Below are 18,313 nucleotides of genomic sequence, written 5' to 3'. Positions count from 1 at the left end.
GGGCGCACCGGCCGGCGCCGCCCCGGCGGCCGGCGGCTGGCCGGGCACGACCGGCGCGCTCGGCGTCGGCATGGTGATCGGCGGCAAGGCTCCGGTCTGGGCCAGCGCGGGTGTCGCGACGAGGGCCAGCAGGGCGGCAAGGCGGGGCAGCGTCGGTGTCATCGGCATGCGCGCTCAGCCGTCCTCAAGATGCAGCAGCAATGCGGTGGCGAGCAGGAAGCCTGCGGCGGCCGGCGCCCAGGCGGCGAAGACCACGGGCAGGGTGCCCGCCTCCCCGAATTCGCCCGTGACCTTGTCGATCACGAACAGCGCGAAGCCGGCGGCGACGCCTCCGCCGATCATCTGCGCGACGCCTCCGCGCCGTGAGGACCGCATGGAGAAGCCCGCCGCGAGCAGCGCCATCGCCGCGGCAAGCAGAGGCAGCGCCAGCAGGGACTGGAAGTGCAGCCGGTGCCGCACGGCGGAGAAGCCCGCCTGCTCGAGTACCTCGATGAAGTCCGGCAGAAGCCAGAAGGACAGCGTGTCGGGGCTGGCGAAGGAATCCTGGATGCGGACCGGCGTCAGGTCGGTGGGCAGTTCCAGCCGTTGTGCCGCGGTCGGCGTACGGTCCGCGCCGAAGACCACGGCCTCGGGGATCACCCAGCGGCCGGGAGCCAGCACCGCGGAGGGCGCCTCCACCCGCGCGAGCGGCCGGTCGTCGGCCGACAGGCGCCACAGGCTGATGTCGTCGAGGCGAAAGGCCTCCCCCGGCCGGAGGTCGCGCAGCGCCACGGGCCGGCCCGAGAGGATGGCGACGCCGCGCGCGTCGAGCCCAGCATCGGCCTGGCGCAGCCAGAGCCGGCCGCCGGCCAGCGCCGATATGCCGCTGGTGTTGCGCAGGTACTGCGCGTCGAGCCGTTCGGCGCGCGCCAGCATGGCGGAGGAAAGCGGCGAGATGCCCGTGGTCGCGATCGCGCCGAGCAGCACCGCCACCCCTACCGGCCCGGCCAGGAACCCCCAGGCCGAGATGCCCGCCGCCCGCGCCACCACCAGTTCCGAGGAGCGCGTGAGGCGCCAGAAGGCGATGATGCCGCCCAGCAGGATGGCGAAGGGCAGGATCTGCATCGCCATGAAGGGCAGGCGCAGGGCCGCGATCTGGGAGACCAGGCCGAAGGTCACGTCCTGGCGCGTCGCCCCCCGGCGCAGCAATTCGATGAGGTCGAAGAGCGAAACCAGCCCGGCGAGCGCCGCCAGCATCGCGAGCGTCATCGTGGCGAAGCGCCGCGCGACGTAGATCATCAGGGTGCGGGCGATGGTCATGGCGTGGCCGGCACCGGCTGGCGCGGGCGGCGCAGCCCGCTCCCGCCGAATCCGATCCACCAGGCGGCGATGACGGCAGGCAGCAGCGCCTGGACCCAGATCAGCGGCACCCAGGCATTATTGCGCTGCGCGAGGTTGCCCGTGGTCAGGCCGAAGGCGAGCAGCCCGACGACCAGCGAGATGCCGACCGCGATCCTCAGCCCCCCGCCATGGCGGCGGAATTCCCCGGTGAGCGCCACGGCGAGCCCGACCAGCGCGAAGGAGAGCGTGGTGAAGGGGCCAGCGAGGCGCTGATGCGCCTCCGCCCGGAAGCGGCGGATCTCGCGGTCGCGCAGGCCCTCGGTGGGGTCGGGGTCGAGCAGTTCCTCGATCGATCGCTCGCGCGAATCGCGGCTGCGCACCTCCTCCCCGCGTGTTGCGCGGGCAAGATCGACACTGTTCTCGCTGAAGGAGAGGGTGTTGAGGCGCAGCGGCGGCGTGCCCGGCGCCGCATTGGCCGGCGCGCGGTCCACCTGCTGGCGCACCCCGTTCACCAGGGTGACGCGCGGTCCGGACGGGGTGACGGTGATGCGGCCGGCCTCGGCGAGGATCGTCACCGGCGCGCCCGAGTCGCGTTGGTCGTGCACCAGGATGCCGCGCAGGGTGCCGTCCGGATCCCGGTAGCGCGCATAGACGGTCAGGTCGTTGCCGACCTGGGAGAAGACACCTTCCTGCACCAGCACGCCGACCAACTGGTTGCGGATCTCGAACTGCCATTGCCGGAAGGCGGTGTGCGAGACCGGCACGAGCCAGAGGTTGAGCACGAAGCAGGCACCCGTCGCCAGGACCGCGAGCGCGACCGCCGGGCGCGAGAGGCTCCATTGGGACAGCCCGGCCGCACGCATCACCACCAGTTCCCGGTCCGCGGCGAGCCGGACGTAAATGAACAGCACCACGACGAAGGTCGTGATGGGCAGGATGACCGCGAAGAAGGAAGGCAGCATCAGGCTGGTCAGTTCGACGAAGACCAGCAGCGACAGTCCACGATCGAGCACCAGCTCGATGAAGCGGAGCGACTGGGTCAGCCAGACGAGCGCCGCCAGCCCCACCGTCACGGCAATGAGGGCGAGCGAGAGCTGACGAAAGAGATAGCGGTCGATGCGGGTCATGGAGCCGGGGGCAACCTAAAGGGTTCCCCCCCGTGCCGAAAGCCTTGCGGCGCCGGGCCCGGGCGCCCAGATGCGCGGGTCACTTTAGCGCGAGCGGCCTCAGGGCAGGACCTTGCCGGGATTCATCAGCCCGGCGGGGTCGAGCGCCGACTTGATGCGCTTCATCGCATCGAGTTCCGCCCCGCCGCGCCAGGCCTCCATCATGTCGGTCTTGAGACGTCCGATCCCGTGCTCGGCGGAGAAGGAACCGTCGAGGTCGCGGACCACCTCGTTCACCGTGTCCATGATGTCGTGACTGCGGGCGAGGAAGTCTTCCGGCGCCATGCCGACCGGCTGCTCGAGGTTCATGTGGATGTTTCCGTCGCCCATGTGGCCGAAGGGCACGGGCCGGGTACCGGGGATCAGCGCGGCGCAGGCGGCCGAGGCGCGGCGGATCAGTTCCGGCACCTTGGAGACCGGCACCGAGACATCGTTCTTCACCGAGGCGCCTTCCTTGCGCTGGGCCTCCGGGTGTTCTTCCCGGATGCGCCAGATAGCCGTGCGCTTCGCCTCGCTGCCGCCGATGACGGCGTCGAGCACCTCCCCTTCCTCCAGGGCGGCGCCGAGGACCTGCTCGGCCAGGCCCTGCAGGTCGGCATCGGCGCGGGTCGAGGCGAGGTCCACGAGGATGTAGTGATCCGCCCGCTCGGCCAGCGGCAGGGTGACGCCGGGGATGTGCTTCACGGCGAAATCGACGCCGAGGCCGGACATGTATTCGAAGGCGCGGATGGCGGTCTCGTCGGCCTCGCGGAAGCGGCGGAAGACGGCGAGCGCGGCGTCCTCGTCACGCACCGAGCAGAACAGGACCTCATTGGCCCGCGGGCGGGCGAACAGGCGCAGCGTCGCGGCGGTGACGATGCCGAGCGTGCCCTCCGCGCCCACGAACAGATGGCGCAGCGCGTAGCCGGTGTTGTCCTTGCGGAGCCGGCGCAGGCCGTTCCAGACCTGCCCGTCAGGCAGGACCACCTCCAGGCCGAGCATCAGTTCGCGCGCGTTGCCGTAGCGGACGGTGGTGTTGCCGCCGGCATTGGTGGACAGCACGCCGCCGATGGTCGCCGTGCCCTCGGCGCCCAGGCTGAGGGGGAAAAGGCAGCCGCTGTCGGCTGCCGCGTCCTGGGCGGTCTTCAGCACGACGCCCGCCTCGGCCGTCATGGTCATGTCCACCGGGTCGAGGTCGCGGATGCGGTTCATGCGGGCGAGCGAGAGCACGACCGAGCGGCCCTGCCCTTCCGGCGTCGCGCCGCCGACCATGGAGGTGTTGCCACCCTGCGGCACGATGGCGATGCCGGCGGCGGCGCAGATCCGCACGCAGGCGGCGACTTCCTCGGTCGAGGCCGGGCGTAGCACGGCGAGCGCCGTGCCCTGGTAGAGGCCGCGCCAATCCGCCAGCGCCGGGGCAATGTCGGCCGGGTCGGTGATCAGGCCCGAGGGGCCGAGCAGGGTCGCGAGGGCGGCAGGTAGCGCGGTGTCGGTCATGGCGGGCGGAAACTCCCCGCCCGCAGCCTCCGGGTCAAGCGAAGCGATGGCCACTTCCCGGTAGACCGTCGGGCACGACCCCGTCGATCATCGGCGGCAACGGACCGGGACATGACAACAGAATGTTGGATTCGAGCGTATTCCAGAACGCCGAGAAGCGGATCGAAAAGATCGAAGCCGGGCTTCAGCGCCAAATTGGCTGGAACCCGGTGCGTGATGCGCAACTCCCTAGTCTTGCCCAGGAGACGGCGCGCCTGCGGCAGCAACTCGCAGAAGCGCGCGCCGCCTGGGCGGTCGCACCCGAACGGCGAAACTTTCGTGTCGTTGGAATCATCTTCGGGATCTGCGCCCTTGCCGCCGCCCTGCTTGGCTACTTCGGCCTGATCCCGGCCTTCGCCGGCGTCGCGCTCGGCTTCGCGCTGCGGGGATCGATCGAGGCGAATCGCCGCCTGAAACCACTGCACGATGCGATGCTCGAACTGGAAGGCAGGGTCTTCATCACCGTGGAGGTCGTGCAGCCGAACGCGGCGTGACGGTGACTGGCGGGCGTCACCCTTTCCCTGTCATCCGCGCGAAGACCATCCGGTCGCGGTTTTCCTGCATCAGCATGGACAGGCTGGGGATCTTCTCCAGGCCGAGGCCCTGGGGCGGACCGCCCTCGGGGTCGGCTTCGACCTTGCCGTAGGGCTCGCTCGCGACCTTTTCCCACTTCCCGGCAGGCTTCTTCACCTCGATGGTGACGACGGTCGCCTTCAGCAGCATCCGCACGATCGCCTCCTTGGGGGAGGACGGCTTGGTCAGGCTCGGATTCCCGCCGATCGTCTGCCAGCCATTGGCGAGCGCCCAGGCGGCCAGCGCATCCTTGTCCATCTCGGCGATCCTTCGCGTTGCGCGGGACCTATGGGCCGGGCGGGCGGCGGGGGCAATGCGCCCGCACCGTCAGAGGAAGGCCAGCCCCACGATGGCACCCGCGCCAAGCACCCAGAGCGGCGAATAGTCCGTCCGCCAGACGAAGACGGTCGAGGCCGCCGTCACCGCGAGCGGCAGCCACCCCGTCCCCGTCCCCTGCGCCAGGATGATGCCCGAGGCCGCGATCAGCCCGACCGCGATGGGCACCAGCCCGCGCTCGACGATCCTGAGCCACATCCTGCCGGCCAGCCGCGCCCGCAGGCGGGAGAAGCCGAAGGCCATGAAAGAGGTCGGCAACGTCATCGCCAGCACGGCCGTCAGCATCCCGAGGATGCCGCCGACATGCCAGCCGAACAGCCCCACCACCAGCACGTTCGGCCCCGGCGCCGCCTGCGCCAGGGCGAATCGGCGGGCGAAATCGGCGCTGTCCATCCAGCCATGCACCTCGACCACCAGGCGGTGCATCTCCGGCAGCACGGCGATGCCGCCGCCCACCGAGACCAGCGAGATCGCGCCGAAGCCGAGGACCAGTTGCCAGAAGATGGCGGGCGTCATGGCGTGCGGTTCGCCCACCAGGCGGCCCAGATGCCGAAGGGCGCGAGGCCCAGCACCGTGTAGGGCAGCGGCACCCTGAACACCCCCGCCGCGACCAGCGCCGTGAGCCCGACGGCGAGCAGCATGGGCGGCGGCTTCAGCTTCTGCGTCATCTTCGCCGCTGTGCCGAGCACCATCCCCGCCGCCGCCGCCCCCACGCCCGCCAGCACGGCGCGCATGGTCGGCAGTTCCCCATAGGCGTCGTAGAGCATGGCCAGCCCCGCCAGCAGGACCAGCGGCCCGCCGAACATCGCCCCCGGCGCCGCGATCGCGCCCGCAGTGCCGTGAAATCGGTCCCCCACCATGATGGCGGCGTTGAGCGCATTCGGCCCGGGCAGCACCTGTCCGAGGCCGAGGGTCTCGGCATATTCCTGGTCGGTCAGCCAGCGCTTTTCCTCGACCAGGACGCGCCGCGCCCAGGCGTTGATGCCGCCGAAGCCGATCAGGCCGATCTTCCCGTAGGTGAGGAAAAGGTCGAGCAGCGTCGGCACGGGGCGGGGCAAGTCAGTCTCGGTCATGTCGCAGCAGGGGACCCCGCCCCGCGGGCGGGATCAATCCCCCCGCCGCGAGTCGCGCCATCCGGCTTCACCCGCGCGGCGCAACGGCCTAGATGGGCGGACGCCCTCGCCGGGTCACGCCCCGGCCCAGAACAAGGCCAGCCAGACGATGACCACCCGCCGGACCCTGCTCGGTGCTCTCGCCACCGCCCCTGTACTGGCCACCCTGCCCGCCGCGGCGCAGGACGGGCCCTTCCCCAACCGCCCGATCCGCATCCTGCTGGCCTTCGCGCCGGGCGGCGGCACCGACCTGATCGCGCGCACGGTCGCCACGGCGATGCAGGGCGTGCTCGGCCAGCCGGTGGTGGTCGAGAACCGCCCCGGCGCCGGCGGCAACATCGCCACCGAGGCGGCGGCGACCTCCCGCCCCGACGGCTACACGGTGCTGATGGGCAATCACGGCCCGATGAGCGTGAACGTCTCCCTGTTCCGCAACATGCGCATCGATCCCGAGCGGGCGCTGGAGCCGATCGGGCTGGTGGCGGATGCGCCGCTCGTCGTCGTGGTGGGGCCGAAGTCCCGCGCACAGAACCTGCAGGAACTGCTGGCCGAGATCCGCGCGGGGAACGGGCAGACGACCTATGGCTCGGCCTCCAACGGCTCGGCGAGCCACCTGGCCGCGGCGCTGATGCTGCAGATGGCCGGGCTGCAGGCGGAGCACGTGCCCTTCCGCGGCGCCGGCCCGGCGCTGACGGACGTGGTCGCCGGGCATCTGCACTTCATGATCACGACGCTGCCGTCCGTGGTGGGCCTGATCAATGGCGGGCAGGTGCGGCCGATCGCGGTGACGGGCGAGACGCGCATCGCCGTGCTGCCCGAGGTTCCCACGGTCGCCGAGGCCGGGGTGCCCGGCTACAAGGCCACCGCCTGGTACGGGCTGCTGGTGCCGCGCGGCACGCCGGAGCCGGTGCGGGCCCGGCTGTTCGCCGCGATGCGGGAGGCGCTGGCGAACCCGGACGTCATTCGCCGCCTGCGCGACGAGGGTGCCGAGCCTTCGAACCTCGACGGCGAAGGCTTCGCCCGCCTGATCCGCTGGGAGCGCGAGCGCTGGGCCCAGGTGATCCGCCAGGCCAACATCACGGTGGACTGACCATCACGGTCGTCCCCCAATCCCAAAGAAGGTTGAGGGGGCGCGGGGGAGAAGTTCCCTTCTCCCCCGCTTCTTCTTTCAGCCCTTCCGCACGTTCCACATGAACGGCACCGGGCTCGGCAGGATGTCCTGCACGTTCCGGCGGAAGGCGGTCGGCTGCCACATCTGGCCGACGGTCACATGGGGCACGAACTCCATCGCGCGGGCCTGGATCAGCCCGGCGATGCGCTTCTGCTCCTGTTCGTTCGGCGCGTTGAGGAACTGCTCGCGCAGCCCCTCGAGCCCCTCATCGGTCGGCCAGCCGACCCAGGCGGCCGCGCCGTTGGTGCGCAGCGGCGCGTGCAGCGCCGGGTTGGCGAGGTCCGGCCCCACCCACCAGGTATGGAAGATCGACCAGCCGCCCTGGGCCGGCGCGTTGCGGCTGGCGCGGCGGGCGAGCACCGTGCCCCAGTCCGTCGCCACCAGTTCCACGTTCATGCCCAGCCGCTTCAGCAGGTCCTGCGTCACCAGGCACTGGGCGTGGTTCACCGGGATGTCGGTGGGCGAGATGATGACCACCGGCTCATTGGCATATCCGGCTTCCCGCAGCATCTGCTTCGCGCGGTCGAGGTTGCCGGCCATGCGGTCGGTGCCCTCCCCCGACGCGAGCGGCGTGCCGCAGGAGAACACCGACTTGCATTCCCGGTAGTAGCGGTTGTTGCCCACCACGGCGTCCAGGTAGTCGGTCTGGTTCACCGCCATCTGCACCGCGCGGCGGACGCCCGGGTTGTTGAAGGGCGCGTGCAGGTGGTTGAAGCGCATCATCAGGATGGAGCCGACCGGGTCGATCTGCTCGATGCGGATGTCGCGGGAGCGCGAGATCAGCGGCAGCAGGTCGAAGGCCGGCTGCTCGTACCAGTCCACTTCCCCGGTCTGCAGGGCGGCGGCGGCGGTGGAGGCGTCGGGGATGATGCGCCACTCCACCCGCTCGACATGCACGCGCTTGGCGCCGGCGGCGGAGGAGGAAGGCTCGTTGCGGGAGACGTAGCCCGCGAACTTCTCATAGACCGCCTGGCTGCCGGGCACCCACTGGTCGCGCAGGAAGCGGAAGGGGCCGGAGCCGATCGCCTCCGGCACCGGGAGATTCGGGTCGAGCGTCGCGAAACGCTCCGGCATGATGAACGGCACCAGGGAGGAGAGCTTCCCGATCGCATCCACCAGCAGCGGGAAGGGCCGGCTCAGGCGGATGCGGAAGGTGCGGTCGTCCAGCGCCGTCATCTCGGCGACCGCGGCCATCAGGGCCTGGCCGAAGGAATCGCGGGCGCCCCAGCGGCGCAGGCTCGCGATGACGTCCCGCGCCCGGACGGGCTCATTGTCGTGGAACTTCAGCCCCTCGCGCAGCCTGAAGGTCCAGGCCAGGTCGGTGCCCGAGCCTTCCCAGGATTCGACCATCTGCGGGCGGATGCGGAACTCGGCATCGGTCGCGAAGAGCGTGTCATAGACCATGTAGCCATGGTTGCGGGCGACGTAGCCCGTGGTGACGATCGGATCGATGGTCGAGAGGTTGGCGTGGGGCACGAAGCGCAGCACGTTGCGCGCGGCGCCCTGGGCGACGGCCGGGCTGGACAGGCCGGCGGCGGCGGTGGCGGCACCGGCGGCCAGGGCGGAACGGCGGGTCAGCATGGGTTCCCGGAGTCTCCATATGATGATTCGTTGCGCCCTGGATGCCCGCGCCCAGGGCCGGGCGCAAGGCCCGCCGCCGGGCGGGGCGCCGGCCTCACCGAACGGGGCCTTGACCGGGACCGCAGGGACCGCCTAGGCCCCGCTCCACTTCCATGTTAAGCGCCGGGCTCCGCGGGGGCCCGGGGCGCGAGTCCGGCCGGCACCGGGCGGAACGCAGTCGGCATTCAGGTACGGGTCAGGCCCGGCAGAACGGAGATAGTTACGCGATGAGCGACACCGCCGAGAAGGTCAAGAAGATCGTCGTCGAGCACCTCGGCGTCGAGGAAGCGAAGGTGACGCCCGAGGCGTCCTTCATCGACGACCTGGGCGCGGACAGCCTCGACACCGTCGAGCTGGTCATGGCCTTCGAGGAGGCCTTCGGCGTGGAGATCCCGGACGACGCGGCCGAGAAGATCACGACCGTGAAGGACGCGATCGAATACATCGAGAAGCACAAGGGCGAGTAATAGCCTTCGATAGACCGGGGTTGGGGGGTAGAGCGCGTGTTCCAGAACGGTTTCTCGCCGCGACGCGTCGTCGTGACCGGCATGGGCATCGCCTGCCCGCTCGGCCTCGGTGTCGAGCATGTGTGGAAGCGCATGCTTGCCGGCGAGTCCGGCATCGGCAGCATCCAGTCCTTCGATGTCTCCACGCTGCCCGCGAAGATCGCAGGTCAGATTCCGACCGGCGTGAAGGCGGATGGCCGTCTCGACATCAACGAATGGATCCCGATCAAGGACCAGAAGAAGATGGACCGCTTCATCCAGTTCGCGCTCGTCGCGGCTGAGGAAGCGGTCGCCGATTCCGGCTGGGTCCCGCCGGATGAGGAAGCGCGCTGCCGCACCGGCGTGATGATCGGCTCGGGCATCGGCGGGCTGGAGACGATCCACGAGGCGGCGACGCTCGCCGTGCAGGGCAAGATCAAGCGCATCTCGCCCTTCTTCATCCCCTCGGCGCTGATCAACCTCGCCTCCGGGCAGGTCTCGATCAAGTACGGCTTCAAGGGGCCGAACCACTCGGTCGTCACCGCCTGCGCCACCGGCGTGCATGCGCTGGGCGACGCGGCGCGGCTCATCGCGCTCGGCGACGCCGACGTGATGGTGGCCGGCGGGGCGGAAGCGGCCGTGTGCGAACTCGGCGTCGCCGGGTTCTGCGCGGCGCGCGCGCTCTCCACCGGCTTCAACGACACGCCGCAGAAGGCCTCCCGCCCCTGGGACGAGGGCCGCGACGGCTTCGTCATGGGCGAGGGCTCGGGCGTCCTGGTGCTCGAGGAATACGAGCACGCCAAGGCGCGCGGCGCGAAGATCTATGCCGAGGTCATCGGCTACGGCATGTCGGGCGACGCCTACCACATCACCGCCCCGGCCGAGGGCCATGAAGGCGCCTTCCGCGCCATGACGGCGGCGCTGCGCAGCGCCGGCGTCACCCCGGCGGAGGTTCAGTACGTCAACGCCCACGGCACCTCGACGCCGCTCGGCGACGACCTGGAGCTTGAAGCGGTGGAGCGCCTGTGGGGCGATGCCGGCAAGGGCCTGGCGATGTCCTCCACCAAGTCGGCGGTCGGGCACCTGCTCGGCGCGGCGGGCGCGGTGGAAGGGATCTTCTCGATCCTCGCCATCCGCGACAACGTCGCGCCGCCGACGCTGAACCTGGAAAAGCCGTCCCGCGAGAGCGTCATCGACCGCGTCGCGCTGCAGGCGCAGCCGCGGAAGATCGAGGTGGCGCTGTCCAACTCCTTCGGCTTCGGCGGGACCAACGCCAGCATCGTCTTTCGCGCGGCCGCCTGAGTCGCGCGCCATGGCGCGCGGCACCGCATGAGCGGGGAGACGCCGGGGCGGGGACCGCGCACACGCCGGGCGGCGATCGCGCTGGCGGTGCTTGTCGTCCTGCTCGGCGCCGCCGGCTGGGCGGCGCGGGCCGTCCAGCGCGCCTGGTCGGGGCCGGGGCCGCTGGCCGAACCGGCCCAGATCGTCATCCCGCGTGGCGGCACCGAGACCATCGCCGCCACGCTGCTTGAACGCGGGGTCATCCGCGACCCGCGCGCCTTCGCCGTCGCCGCCTGGATCACCCGAGACCGCGGGCCGCTGCGCGCGGCCGAATTCGCCTTCCCCGCCGCCGCCCCGCTGTCGGAGGTGCTCCGCATCCTGCGCGAGGAACGCCCCGTGCAGCGCCGCCTGACCATCGCGGAAGGCCTGACGGCGCACCAGATCCGCGCCCTGATCGAGCGCACCGAGGGCCTGGCGGGGGAACTCCCGCAGATCGGCGAGGGCGAACTGCTGCCCGAGACCTACGCCTTCGAATGGGGCGAAACGCGATCTGCGATCGCCCGCCGCGCCACGGCCGCCATGGACCGCGCGCTGGCCGAGGCCTGGGCCGCACGCACCCCCGACCTGCCGCTCGCCTCCCCGCGGGAGGCGCTGGTGCTGGCGTCGATCGTCGAGCGCGAAACCGGGCGGCCGGACGAACGCGCGAAGGTCGCCGGCGTCTTCGTGAATCGTCTGCGGCGCGGCATGCCGCTGCAGTCGGACCCCACCGTCGCCTATGCCGCGACCGGCGGGGCACCGATGGACCGCGCCATCGGCCGGACGGACCTCGACCGCGACCACCCGTTCAACACCTACCGCAACCGCGGCCTGCCACCAGGGCCGATCGCCAGCCCGGGGCGCGCCTCACTGGCCGCGACGACGCGGCCGGAAGCGACGGACGCACTGTATTTCGTGGCGGACGGGACGGGCGGGCACGCCTTCGCGCGGACGCTGGAAGAGCACAACAGGAACGTGGCGCGGTGGCGAGAGGTCGAGCGGCGGAGCATCGCCAGGTGAAGGACGGGGGGAGAAGAGAACTTCTCCCCCCGTGCCCCCCTCAACCTTCTTTGTCCTTTGGAGACTGACTTCCGAGGCCGGTTCCCAATTGACAAAGAAGGGAGGGGGTTCGGGGGAGGTTCCCCTCCCCCGACCTTCTACCTCGCCGGCAGCACGCTCTCGGTCCGCCCCATCAGGTAGTACGCCACCAGCCCGAGCCACTCGCGGAACGCCCATTCGAACTGCCCGAGCCGTTCGGGGAAGGGCGCATCGTACCAGACGGTCCAGCTGTGTCCGGTGCGGTAGTTGACCGGCCAGGGAACGATGCCGCGCCATCCCGCGCCGCGGAACACTGCCACCGATCGCGGCATGTGCGCCGCCGATGTCACCAGCAGCCAGACCTCGCCCGGCTTCGGGTTCACCAGGCGATGGGTGAAGACCGCGTTCTCATGCGTGTTGCGCGCGGCATCCTCGTAGACCACGCGCTCGGGCGGGATGCCCATGGAGGTCCAGAGCATGCGCGCGACGTCGGCCTCGGTGATCTGGCCATGCACGAACGACCCCTGCCCGCCACTGAAGACCAGCCGCGCATCGGGATAGCGGCGCGCGAGGATGACGCCCTCCGTCATGCGCTCCGCCGCCCCGTTCAGCGAGGGGATGCCGCGCGCCTCGGTGATGTTCTGGTCCACCGCGCCGCCGAGCACGATGATGCCGTCCACATGCTCCGGCGCCTGCGCAGGGCGCGGGAAGCGGTCCTCCAGCGGCAGCATCAGCCACTGGTTGGCAGGCGTGGCGACCAGCATCAGGAAGAAGCCGAGGGAGGCGAGCACCAGCCAGCGCCCGCCCCGCCGCCCGCGCCAGAGCAGGAACAGCCCGATGAACCCCACGATCAGCGCGAAATGCCCCGGCCGCGCCGGGAACCACAGGATCTTGGAGAACGCGAAGAGGATGTCGGTCATGGGCCCCTGTGTCCGCCGCGGAGGCGTCGTTTCTGTGGCCGCCGCATAGCATGGCCGAAGGACTACGGCCGGCGCAGCTTCGAGTCAGGCCGGCGCAGCCTCGAGACTGTCCCGGATGAAGCCGACCAGCGGATCGACCAGGGCGGAGCGCCCCTCGGCATCGCCGAAGAGGCACATCTCCGCCGTGCCGCAGGCGGGCAGGCCCGGCCGTTCCACAAGCCCCGGCGGCAATCCGGTGCGGCCGAGCACCGTCGCCGCGAAGCCCGCCTGCGCGGCGGCCGCAACGCCAAGCAACGAGGCGGAGGTGTAGAGCACCTCGAAGGCAATACCCGCACGCGCGAGCGCGGCCAGCGCGCGGTCGCGGAACATGCAGCCCTGCGGCAGCATGGCGATGGGCAGGGGCCGGTCCGCCGGTGGTTCCCAGCCGGGAGCGGCGACCCAGACGATGGTCTCGGTGAAGACCGGCCGGCCCTCCGTCTCGCCATCCCGCCGCTTGCCGAGCACCAGGTCCAGCGCGCCGTCGGTCATTGCCGCGCGGAGTTCGTGGCTGCGCCCGACCTCCACCTCCAGCCGCACCTCGGGGTAGGTCTGGGTGAAGCGGGCCAGCACCGGGGCCAGGTTGCGCGGAATGAAATGGTCCGCCACGCCGAGCCGCAGGCGCCCCGCGACCGGCGGCGCGATCATGCGGCGCACCGCTTCATCGTTCAGCGCGAGCATGCGGCGGGCATAGGCGAGCAGCGTCTCCCCTTCCCGCGTCAGTGCCACCGCGCGGCCACCACGCTCCAGCACACGCTTGCCGAGGATGTCCTCGAGCCGCTTCACCTTCAGGCTGATCGCCGACTGCGTCAGGCCGAGGGCATTGCCGGCTGCGGTGAAGCCGCCGCGCTCCGCCACCGTGACGAAGCCGCGCAACAGGTCGAGATCGAGATCGGGGACGCGCATGGCATGAGTGATCATCATGCCGCCCCGCGCGTCAATGAGGCATGCCAATGAGTCCGTCGCGCCGCCCCTGCCCCGACGACAGGAGGCGTTCCGGGGCAAAGTCTCGGGGCGGGACCGCAAGGCACGATGGCGGGCTGCCGCCCACCGGCACCGCTGCGCCATTCCAGCGTGAAGAAGAAGCACCGGACGGCGGCCGCCCGGTGCCCGAAGACTGGAAGGAAGCGACCGCGGCTGGCAGCCGCTGCCGCGCTCAGATCTCTTCGTCGCCGCCCCAGTCGCCGCCGTCGTCCTGGGCGCCCCAGGCATCCTGGTCCTGGTCGGCCGCCGCGGCGTCCTGCTGGCCCCAACCGCTGTCCGCCGGAGCCTTTGCCCCGCCGTCCGAGGCCGCCGTCGCGCCGGGGTCGGTCCAGGGGGAGGAGACGGGTGCCGCATCCGCCCCGCCGGTGCCAAAGGGGCTGGCCGCCTGCGCGGCACCACCGCTACCGCCGAAGGCGCTCGTCAGCATGTTGCCGAGCAGCATGCCGCCCGCCACGCCCGCCGCGGCAGCGGCCGCGGTGCCGAGGAAGCCCATGCCGCCGCGGGACTGCTGCTGCAGCGCGGCCGGGTTGTAGCCCGCCGGGTATTGCGGCTGCGGGCGGGGCGGCATCGGCGGCGGCATCGGCGCGTTCGAACGCCCGCCGAACAGCCCGCCGAACATGCCCCCGCCGCCAGCCTGCGCGGCCGTCGCCTGGCCCTGGCGGCGTGCATTCTCGACTTCCCACTCCAGTTGCTGGATGCGGTTGTTCGCCTCGATCAGCGCCGCCTCCTGCACGAAGGCCGTCTGGGTGATGCGGTAGCGGGCCTCCGGGTGCCGGGCGAAGAGGTCTGCGATCAGGCGGTCGGCGTCCTGGTCCACCGGCGGAAGGTTCGGCAGTTGCGGGGCGGGTGCGGCGCCCCAGGGGCCGCTCGGCGCCTGCGGCACAGCCGCCGCCCCGCTGATCCGCTCCACGAAGGCGGTGATGATCCGCCGTTCCTCGTCCGTCATTCCTCGATCCTCTCCCGGCATGGCACTGGGGCGCGGCCCTCGACCGGGCGCGCCGCCCCGATGCGCGGCGACTTGGCCCCGCAGCGGGACGGTTTCAATACGCGCCACGGAAGCTTCGCCGAACGCCTCCCTGCCTTCGTTCAATCCGATGCGAGGAGCATGAAGATCTCGACATCGCTCAGCGCCTGGTCGCCGTAGTTGGCGAGATGGAGCGGCAGCATCTCGGGCTCGACCCTTTCCATGTGGTCGATCTCGGCGCCGTCCTGCAGGCAGAGGCGCTTGATGTTGCCCAGGTCGAGATTGAGCATGCTGTAGCCGAGACCGAGCGTCTTCAGCACCATCCCGCCTCGCCCGCCGGTGCTGCCCGAGACACCTTCCGCCACCGCCATCGGCAGTGGCGACATCAGGTCGAAATAGTCCGACGTCTTGATCAGCGCCTCGGGCACGAATTGCGCATCCGGATTCGTCGCGCGGAAATGGTCCCGCCGGCCGATGAGGGAGGCCATCACTAGATAGGAGGTGAGCCCGCTATAGGCGAAGGCCTTGAGAGATCCGCCGCCGCCCAGGCAACCGAAGAACAGCGCCGCGCTGCCGAAGGCGGCCTCCTGGCCCGAGTTCCTGCCCTCCCGGTAGTCCTGCACCTGGTTGAAGATGCCGAACGCGGCGGTGCCGGTGGACGCGAAGGTAAGCGCCTTGCCGAATCCCTTGGCGAAACCGCCACCGCCCATCGGGCGGAGCAGATTGTAGAAGGCGCGGTTTCCCGCACCGAAGAAGAACTTGCCGGACGTACCCGACATGCAGCGGCCTCCGAATCACGCACGCAGAACGCGCGACACCACAGGCCTGGGCGAAGCGCCCGGCCCGACAGACATCACGCAATGACGCGGGTTACCGGACCACCAATGCGCGGACAGCCAACAGGTCGATCAATTGTGCCCGGGGATGCGGGGCGGCAGGTCCAGCCTCCGCCACTCGATCGCCGGGCAGCGATCCATCACCGCGATGAGCCCGGCGGCGCGGGCGCGGGCGGCGGCCGCCTCGTCGATCACGCCGAGTTGCAGCCAGACGGCGCGTGCGCCGAGGCGGATCGCCTCGTCCACCACCGCGCCCGCTTCGGCGCTGCGGCGGAACACATCCACCATGTCGAGCGGTGCCGCCTCCGCGAGCGTCGCGACCGAGCGGATGCCGTGCACCGCGCGCCCGGACAGCGCCGGGTTCACCGGCACCGCGTCGTAGCCGCGGTCGAGCAGGAAGCGGAATACGCCATGGCTCGGACGCCCCGGCCGGTCGGAGGCGCCGACCACGGCGATGCGGCGCGTGCTCAGCAGCAGGTCGCGGATCTCGGCGTCGGTCATCGCGGCGCTCCCGGCGCGTCGAGGAATTTCTGCATCAGTTCCAGGTCCAGCCAGCGGCCGAACTTGCGCCCGACCTCGCGCAGCACGGCGCCGCGCTCGAAGCCGAGGCGCTGGTGCATTCGGATCGAGCCTTCGTTCGCCGCGTCCACGCCCGCGATCATCACATGCTTGCCGAGCGCGAGCGCGGGTTCGAACAGCGCCGCCACCAATGCGCTGCCGAGGCCCCGGCCCCTCGCATCCGCACGCACGTGCACGGAATGCTCGACCGTGTGTCGGTAGCCGGGGAAGGCCCGGAAATCGCCGAACGTGGACAGACCGAGCACCTCCCCGCCTTCCTCCGCCACCAACACCGGATAGCCCGCGGCGCGCCGTGCGGAGAGCCAGGCGCGGCGGTCCTCGATGGTCAGCGGGTCGTCGGCGTAGATGGCGGTCGAGGTCGCGATCACCTGGTTGTAGATGGCGGTGATCGCTGGCAGGTCGGCCTCGGTCGCGGCACGGATGGGCATCAGAATTCCTCGAGCAGGCGCCCGCAGCCTTCGACCTTGTCCATGATCCCATTGGCGCGCAGCGCATGCCAGTAGGTCGCGGTGTTGATCGCGATCACAGGCTTGCCAAGCCAGAGTTCCGCCATCGCGGCGAGCCTCACCATCGAGAGATTCGTGCCCACCTGCACGATCGCATCCACGTCATCGCCATCGAGACGCCTGAGCGCGTCCACGCACTGCTTCGGCGCCACCTGCGCGATGCCGGTCCAGGACCGGCATTGCAGCGCGATGTCGCGCACCACCTTGAAGCCCATGTCGCCGAAGTAGCGCGCCACTTCGGTGTTCATCGCCGGCCAATAGGGCGAGAGCACCGCGAGCCGCTTCACCCCGCCATAGGCGTTCAGCGCCGCCGTGCAGGCATGGCTGCCGACGGAGATGTCGAGGCCCGAAACCTCCTTCACCTGCCTGATGAAGCGGTCCGCCCCCTTGGCGCCGTCGAAGAAGGTGACGGCGGACATGCCCATCACCAGGTAGTCCGGGCCGCAGGTCATCACGCTGCGCACGGCGTCGAGCGTATTCGCGCCGATCAGTTCGGCACCGGCGCGGAAGGTCTCGTTGGACACGGCGTCGGCATTCGGCGTGTAGATGCGGGAATAGTGGTTGGTGACGCCGGCCGGCCGCATCATGTCGAAGTCCGGCTGCACGACGGTGTTGGTGGAAGGACCCATCACGCCGAGGAGTTTCCTCCAGCCCAGCACGTCCCTGCCCATCGCGGACCTCCCTGCGTCGATACCGGCGGGCGCAGCCTGCCACAGGCGCGCCGCCGCGCCAGCCCTTGCCATCGTTTCGCTCACGCGGAACACTCGTTGCGCTTCACGCCGGAGAAGGATGGGGATGAACGGTGTGCTCCGCCGCGCGCTGCTTGGCGCGCCCGTGCTGGCCCTGCCGGCCGTCGCGCGCGCGCAACCGGCCTGGCCCGACCGGCCGGTGCGATGGATCAACCCCGGCCCGGCGGGCGGCGCGGGGGACGTGCTGTCCCGCCTGGTCGCCGACCGCGTCTCCGCGCGCATCGGCCAGCCCGTGGTGGTCGAGAACCGGCCGGGTGCGGGCACCAATATCGGCATGACCGCGGTCGCGCGCAGCGCGCCGGACGGCTACACGGTGGGGCTCGCCTCCATCGCCTCCAACGCCGCGAACAGGTGGCTCTACGCCAACATGCCCTTCGATGCAGAGAAGGACTTCGCCGCCGTCGGGCTGATCGCGCTGGTGCCGAACATCGTCGTCGTGCCGCCGCAGAACCCGCCGCGGACGCTGCAGGACTTCATCGCCTGGGCGAAGGCGCTCGGGCGGCCGCTGAACTTCGGCTCGGTGGGCATCGGATCGTCGCAGCACCTCGCCGCCGCGCAGTTCGGCCGGATCACCGGCATCGAGATCATCCACGCGCCCTACAACCAGGCCGGCCAGATGAACACGGACCTGATCGAGGGCCGGCTCGACGTGCTGTTCCAGTCGATCTCCGCCGTCGCGGCGATGGCGCAGGGCGGGCGCATGCGGCCGATCGCCGTCAGCGGACCGGATCGGGTGCCCGCCTTCCCGGATCTGCCGACCATGCGCGAGCAGGGCGTGGACGTGACCACCACGGGCTGGTTCGGCCTGGTGACGCCGGCGGGCGTGCCGGAACCGATCCTCGCGCGGCTGGACGAGGTGCTGGCCGCCTGCCTCGATGAACCGGCGCTGCGCGACCGGATCGGCGCCGGCGGATCCATCCCGCGGGTCATGCGGCGCGCCGATTTCGCGCGCTTCATGAGCGAGGAAAGCGAGCGGGTCGGCGCCATCATCCGCGCCACCGGAGCGAGGCTTCAGTAGCCCCCGCTGTCCGCACCGCGGCTTCCGTCGCCGCGGCTGCGCCTTCCTGATGCGCTTCGGCGACGCGC

General features: G+C 71.0%; 20 protein-coding genes. 6 read left to right on the top strand and 14 right to left on the bottom strand.

The window, feature by feature from the left end:
- Window positions 1-174 precede the first annotated feature (174 nt).
- From lptG to GXW76_RS14185, 3 genes are all read right to left on the bottom strand, one after another.
- Window positions 175-1,299, bottom strand: a complete 1,125-nt coding sequence (lptG, locus tag GXW76_RS14195; RefSeq protein ID WP_211862737.1) for an LPS export ABC transporter permease LptG — start codon at window positions 1,297-1,299, stop codon at window positions 175-177.
- The gene (gene lptF / locus GXW76_RS14190; protein ID WP_211862736.1) at window positions 1,296-2,447 is read right to left on the bottom strand and encodes an LPS export ABC transporter permease LptF; all 1,152 of its coding nucleotides are present in this window, start codon (window positions 2,445-2,447) and stop codon (window positions 1,296-1,298) included. Before lptF ends, lptG begins: the two co-directional genes overlap by 4 nt.
- Window positions 2,448-2,546: 99 nt before the next feature.
- Complete coding sequence (locus GXW76_RS14185; RefSeq protein WP_211862735.1) at window positions 2,547-3,962, bottom strand: FAD-binding oxidoreductase; 1,416 nt, start codon at window positions 3,960-3,962, stop codon at window positions 2,547-2,549.
- A 122-nt stretch (window positions 3,963-4,084) separates the two neighbouring features.
- Here GXW76_RS14185 and GXW76_RS14180 point away from each other — a divergent pair, with 122 nt between their 5' ends.
- Window positions 4,085-4,495, top strand: coding sequence for a hypothetical protein (locus GXW76_RS14180; protein WP_211862734.1), 411 nt, complete (start codon window positions 4,085-4,087; stop codon window positions 4,493-4,495).
- 16 nt (window positions 4,496-4,511) lie between these two features.
- Here the strand turns inward: GXW76_RS14180 and GXW76_RS14175 are convergent, their stop codons facing one another.
- From GXW76_RS14175 to GXW76_RS14165, 3 genes are all read right to left on the bottom strand, one after another.
- A complete protein-coding gene (locus GXW76_RS14175; RefSeq protein ID WP_211862733.1) occupies window positions 4,512-4,832 on the bottom strand; it encodes a hypothetical protein in 321 nt (106 codons plus the stop codon).
- A 69-nt stretch (window positions 4,833-4,901) separates the two neighbouring features.
- On the bottom strand, window positions 4,902-5,426 hold the full coding sequence (locus GXW76_RS14170; protein WP_211862732.1) for a chromate transporter: 525 nt from the start codon (window positions 5,424-5,426) through the stop codon (window positions 4,902-4,904).
- Complete coding sequence (locus GXW76_RS14165) at window positions 5,423-5,983, bottom strand: chromate transporter (RefSeq protein ID WP_211862731.1); 561 nt, start codon at window positions 5,981-5,983, stop codon at window positions 5,423-5,425. Before GXW76_RS14165 ends, GXW76_RS14170 begins: the two co-directional genes overlap by 4 nt.
- Before the next feature lie 148 nt (window positions 5,984-6,131).
- Between GXW76_RS14165 and GXW76_RS14160 the strand changes: the two genes are divergently transcribed.
- Window positions 6,132-7,112 (top strand): Bug family tripartite tricarboxylate transporter substrate binding protein, encoded by a 981-nt coding sequence (locus GXW76_RS14160; protein ID WP_211862730.1) that lies wholly within the window; start codon window positions 6,132-6,134, stop codon window positions 7,110-7,112.
- 78 nt (window positions 7,113-7,190) lie between these two features.
- On the opposite strand, the gene GXW76_RS14155 is transcribed toward GXW76_RS14160, so the two are convergent.
- Entirely contained in the window at window positions 7,191-8,774 is a 1,584-nt protein-coding gene (locus tag GXW76_RS14155; protein WP_211862729.1) for an ABC transporter substrate-binding protein, read from the bottom strand.
- 266 nt (window positions 8,775-9,040) lie between these two features.
- Here GXW76_RS14155 and GXW76_RS14150 point away from each other — a divergent pair, with 266 nt between their 5' ends.
- From GXW76_RS14150 to mltG, 3 genes are read left to right on the top strand one after another with little or no spacing between them, the layout of a single operon-like run.
- Entirely contained in the window at window positions 9,041-9,280 is a 240-nt protein-coding gene (locus GXW76_RS14150) for an acyl carrier protein (protein ID WP_211845163.1), read from the top strand.
- 36 nt (window positions 9,281-9,316) lie between these two features.
- The gene (fabF, locus tag GXW76_RS14145) at window positions 9,317-10,600 is read left to right on the top strand and encodes a beta-ketoacyl-ACP synthase II (protein ID WP_211862728.1); all 1,284 of its coding nucleotides are present in this window, start codon (window positions 9,317-9,319) and stop codon (window positions 10,598-10,600) included.
- 27 nt (window positions 10,601-10,627) lie between these two features.
- Complete coding sequence (gene mltG, locus GXW76_RS14140; protein WP_211862727.1) at window positions 10,628-11,635, top strand: endolytic transglycosylase MltG; 1,008 nt, start codon at window positions 10,628-10,630, stop codon at window positions 11,633-11,635.
- Window positions 11,636-11,772: 137 nt separating this feature from the next.
- Here the strand turns inward: mltG and GXW76_RS14135 are convergent, their stop codons facing one another.
- The 7 genes from GXW76_RS14135 to GXW76_RS14105 all read right to left on the bottom strand — a co-directional run bounded on the left by GXW76_RS14135 (window position 11,773) and on the right by GXW76_RS14105 (window position 17,233).
- Window positions 11,773-12,573 carry a YdcF family protein gene (locus GXW76_RS14135; protein ID WP_211862726.1) on the bottom strand — a complete coding sequence of 267 codons (801 nt, stop codon included), beginning with the start codon at window positions 12,571-12,573 and terminating at the stop codon, window positions 11,773-11,775.
- Between the two features lie 84 nt (window positions 12,574-12,657).
- The gene (locus GXW76_RS14130) at window positions 12,658-13,515 is read right to left on the bottom strand and encodes a LysR family transcriptional regulator (RefSeq protein WP_211862725.1); all 858 of its coding nucleotides are present in this window, start codon (window positions 13,513-13,515) and stop codon (window positions 12,658-12,660) included.
- A 250-nt stretch (window positions 13,516-13,765) separates the two neighbouring features.
- Window positions 13,766-14,539 (bottom strand): DUF2076 domain-containing protein, encoded by a 774-nt coding sequence (locus GXW76_RS14125; RefSeq protein ID WP_211862724.1) that lies wholly within the window; start codon window positions 14,537-14,539, stop codon window positions 13,766-13,768.
- A gap of 140 nt (window positions 14,540-14,679) precedes the next feature.
- Complete coding sequence (locus GXW76_RS14120) at window positions 14,680-15,336, bottom strand: hypothetical protein (protein WP_211862723.1); 657 nt, start codon at window positions 15,334-15,336, stop codon at window positions 14,680-14,682.
- Window positions 15,337-15,465: 129 nt separating this feature from the next.
- On the bottom strand, window positions 15,466-15,894 hold the full coding sequence (locus GXW76_RS14115; RefSeq protein ID WP_211862722.1) for a CoA-binding protein: 429 nt from the start codon (window positions 15,892-15,894) through the stop codon (window positions 15,466-15,468).
- Window positions 15,891-16,400 carry a GNAT family N-acetyltransferase gene (locus GXW76_RS14110; RefSeq protein ID WP_211862721.1) on the bottom strand — a complete coding sequence of 170 codons (510 nt, stop codon included), beginning with the start codon at window positions 16,398-16,400 and terminating at the stop codon, window positions 15,891-15,893. The genes GXW76_RS14115 and GXW76_RS14110 overlap by 4 nt, the downstream gene beginning before the upstream one ends.
- The gene (locus GXW76_RS14105; protein ID WP_338150963.1) at window positions 16,400-17,233 is read right to left on the bottom strand and encodes a maleate cis-trans isomerase family protein; all 834 of its coding nucleotides are present in this window, start codon (window positions 17,231-17,233) and stop codon (window positions 16,400-16,402) included. The genes GXW76_RS14110 and GXW76_RS14105 overlap by 1 nt, the downstream gene beginning before the upstream one ends.
- Window positions 17,234-17,273: 40 nt before the next feature.
- Here GXW76_RS14105 and GXW76_RS14100 point away from each other — a divergent pair, with 40 nt between their 5' ends.
- On the top strand, window positions 17,274-18,245 hold the full coding sequence (locus GXW76_RS14100) for a Bug family tripartite tricarboxylate transporter substrate binding protein (RefSeq protein WP_211862720.1): 972 nt from the start codon (window positions 17,274-17,276) through the stop codon (window positions 18,243-18,245).
- Window positions 18,246-18,313: the final 68 nt, after the last annotated feature.

This window comes from Neoroseomonas soli, assembly GCF_018129065.1.
GTDB classification, from domain to species: domain Bacteria; phylum Pseudomonadota; class Alphaproteobacteria; order Acetobacterales; family Acetobacteraceae; genus Neoroseomonas; species Neoroseomonas soli.
The sequence above is the reverse complement of the archived record's forward strand: the minus strand, read 5'-3'. Positions and strand labels throughout refer to the sequence as shown.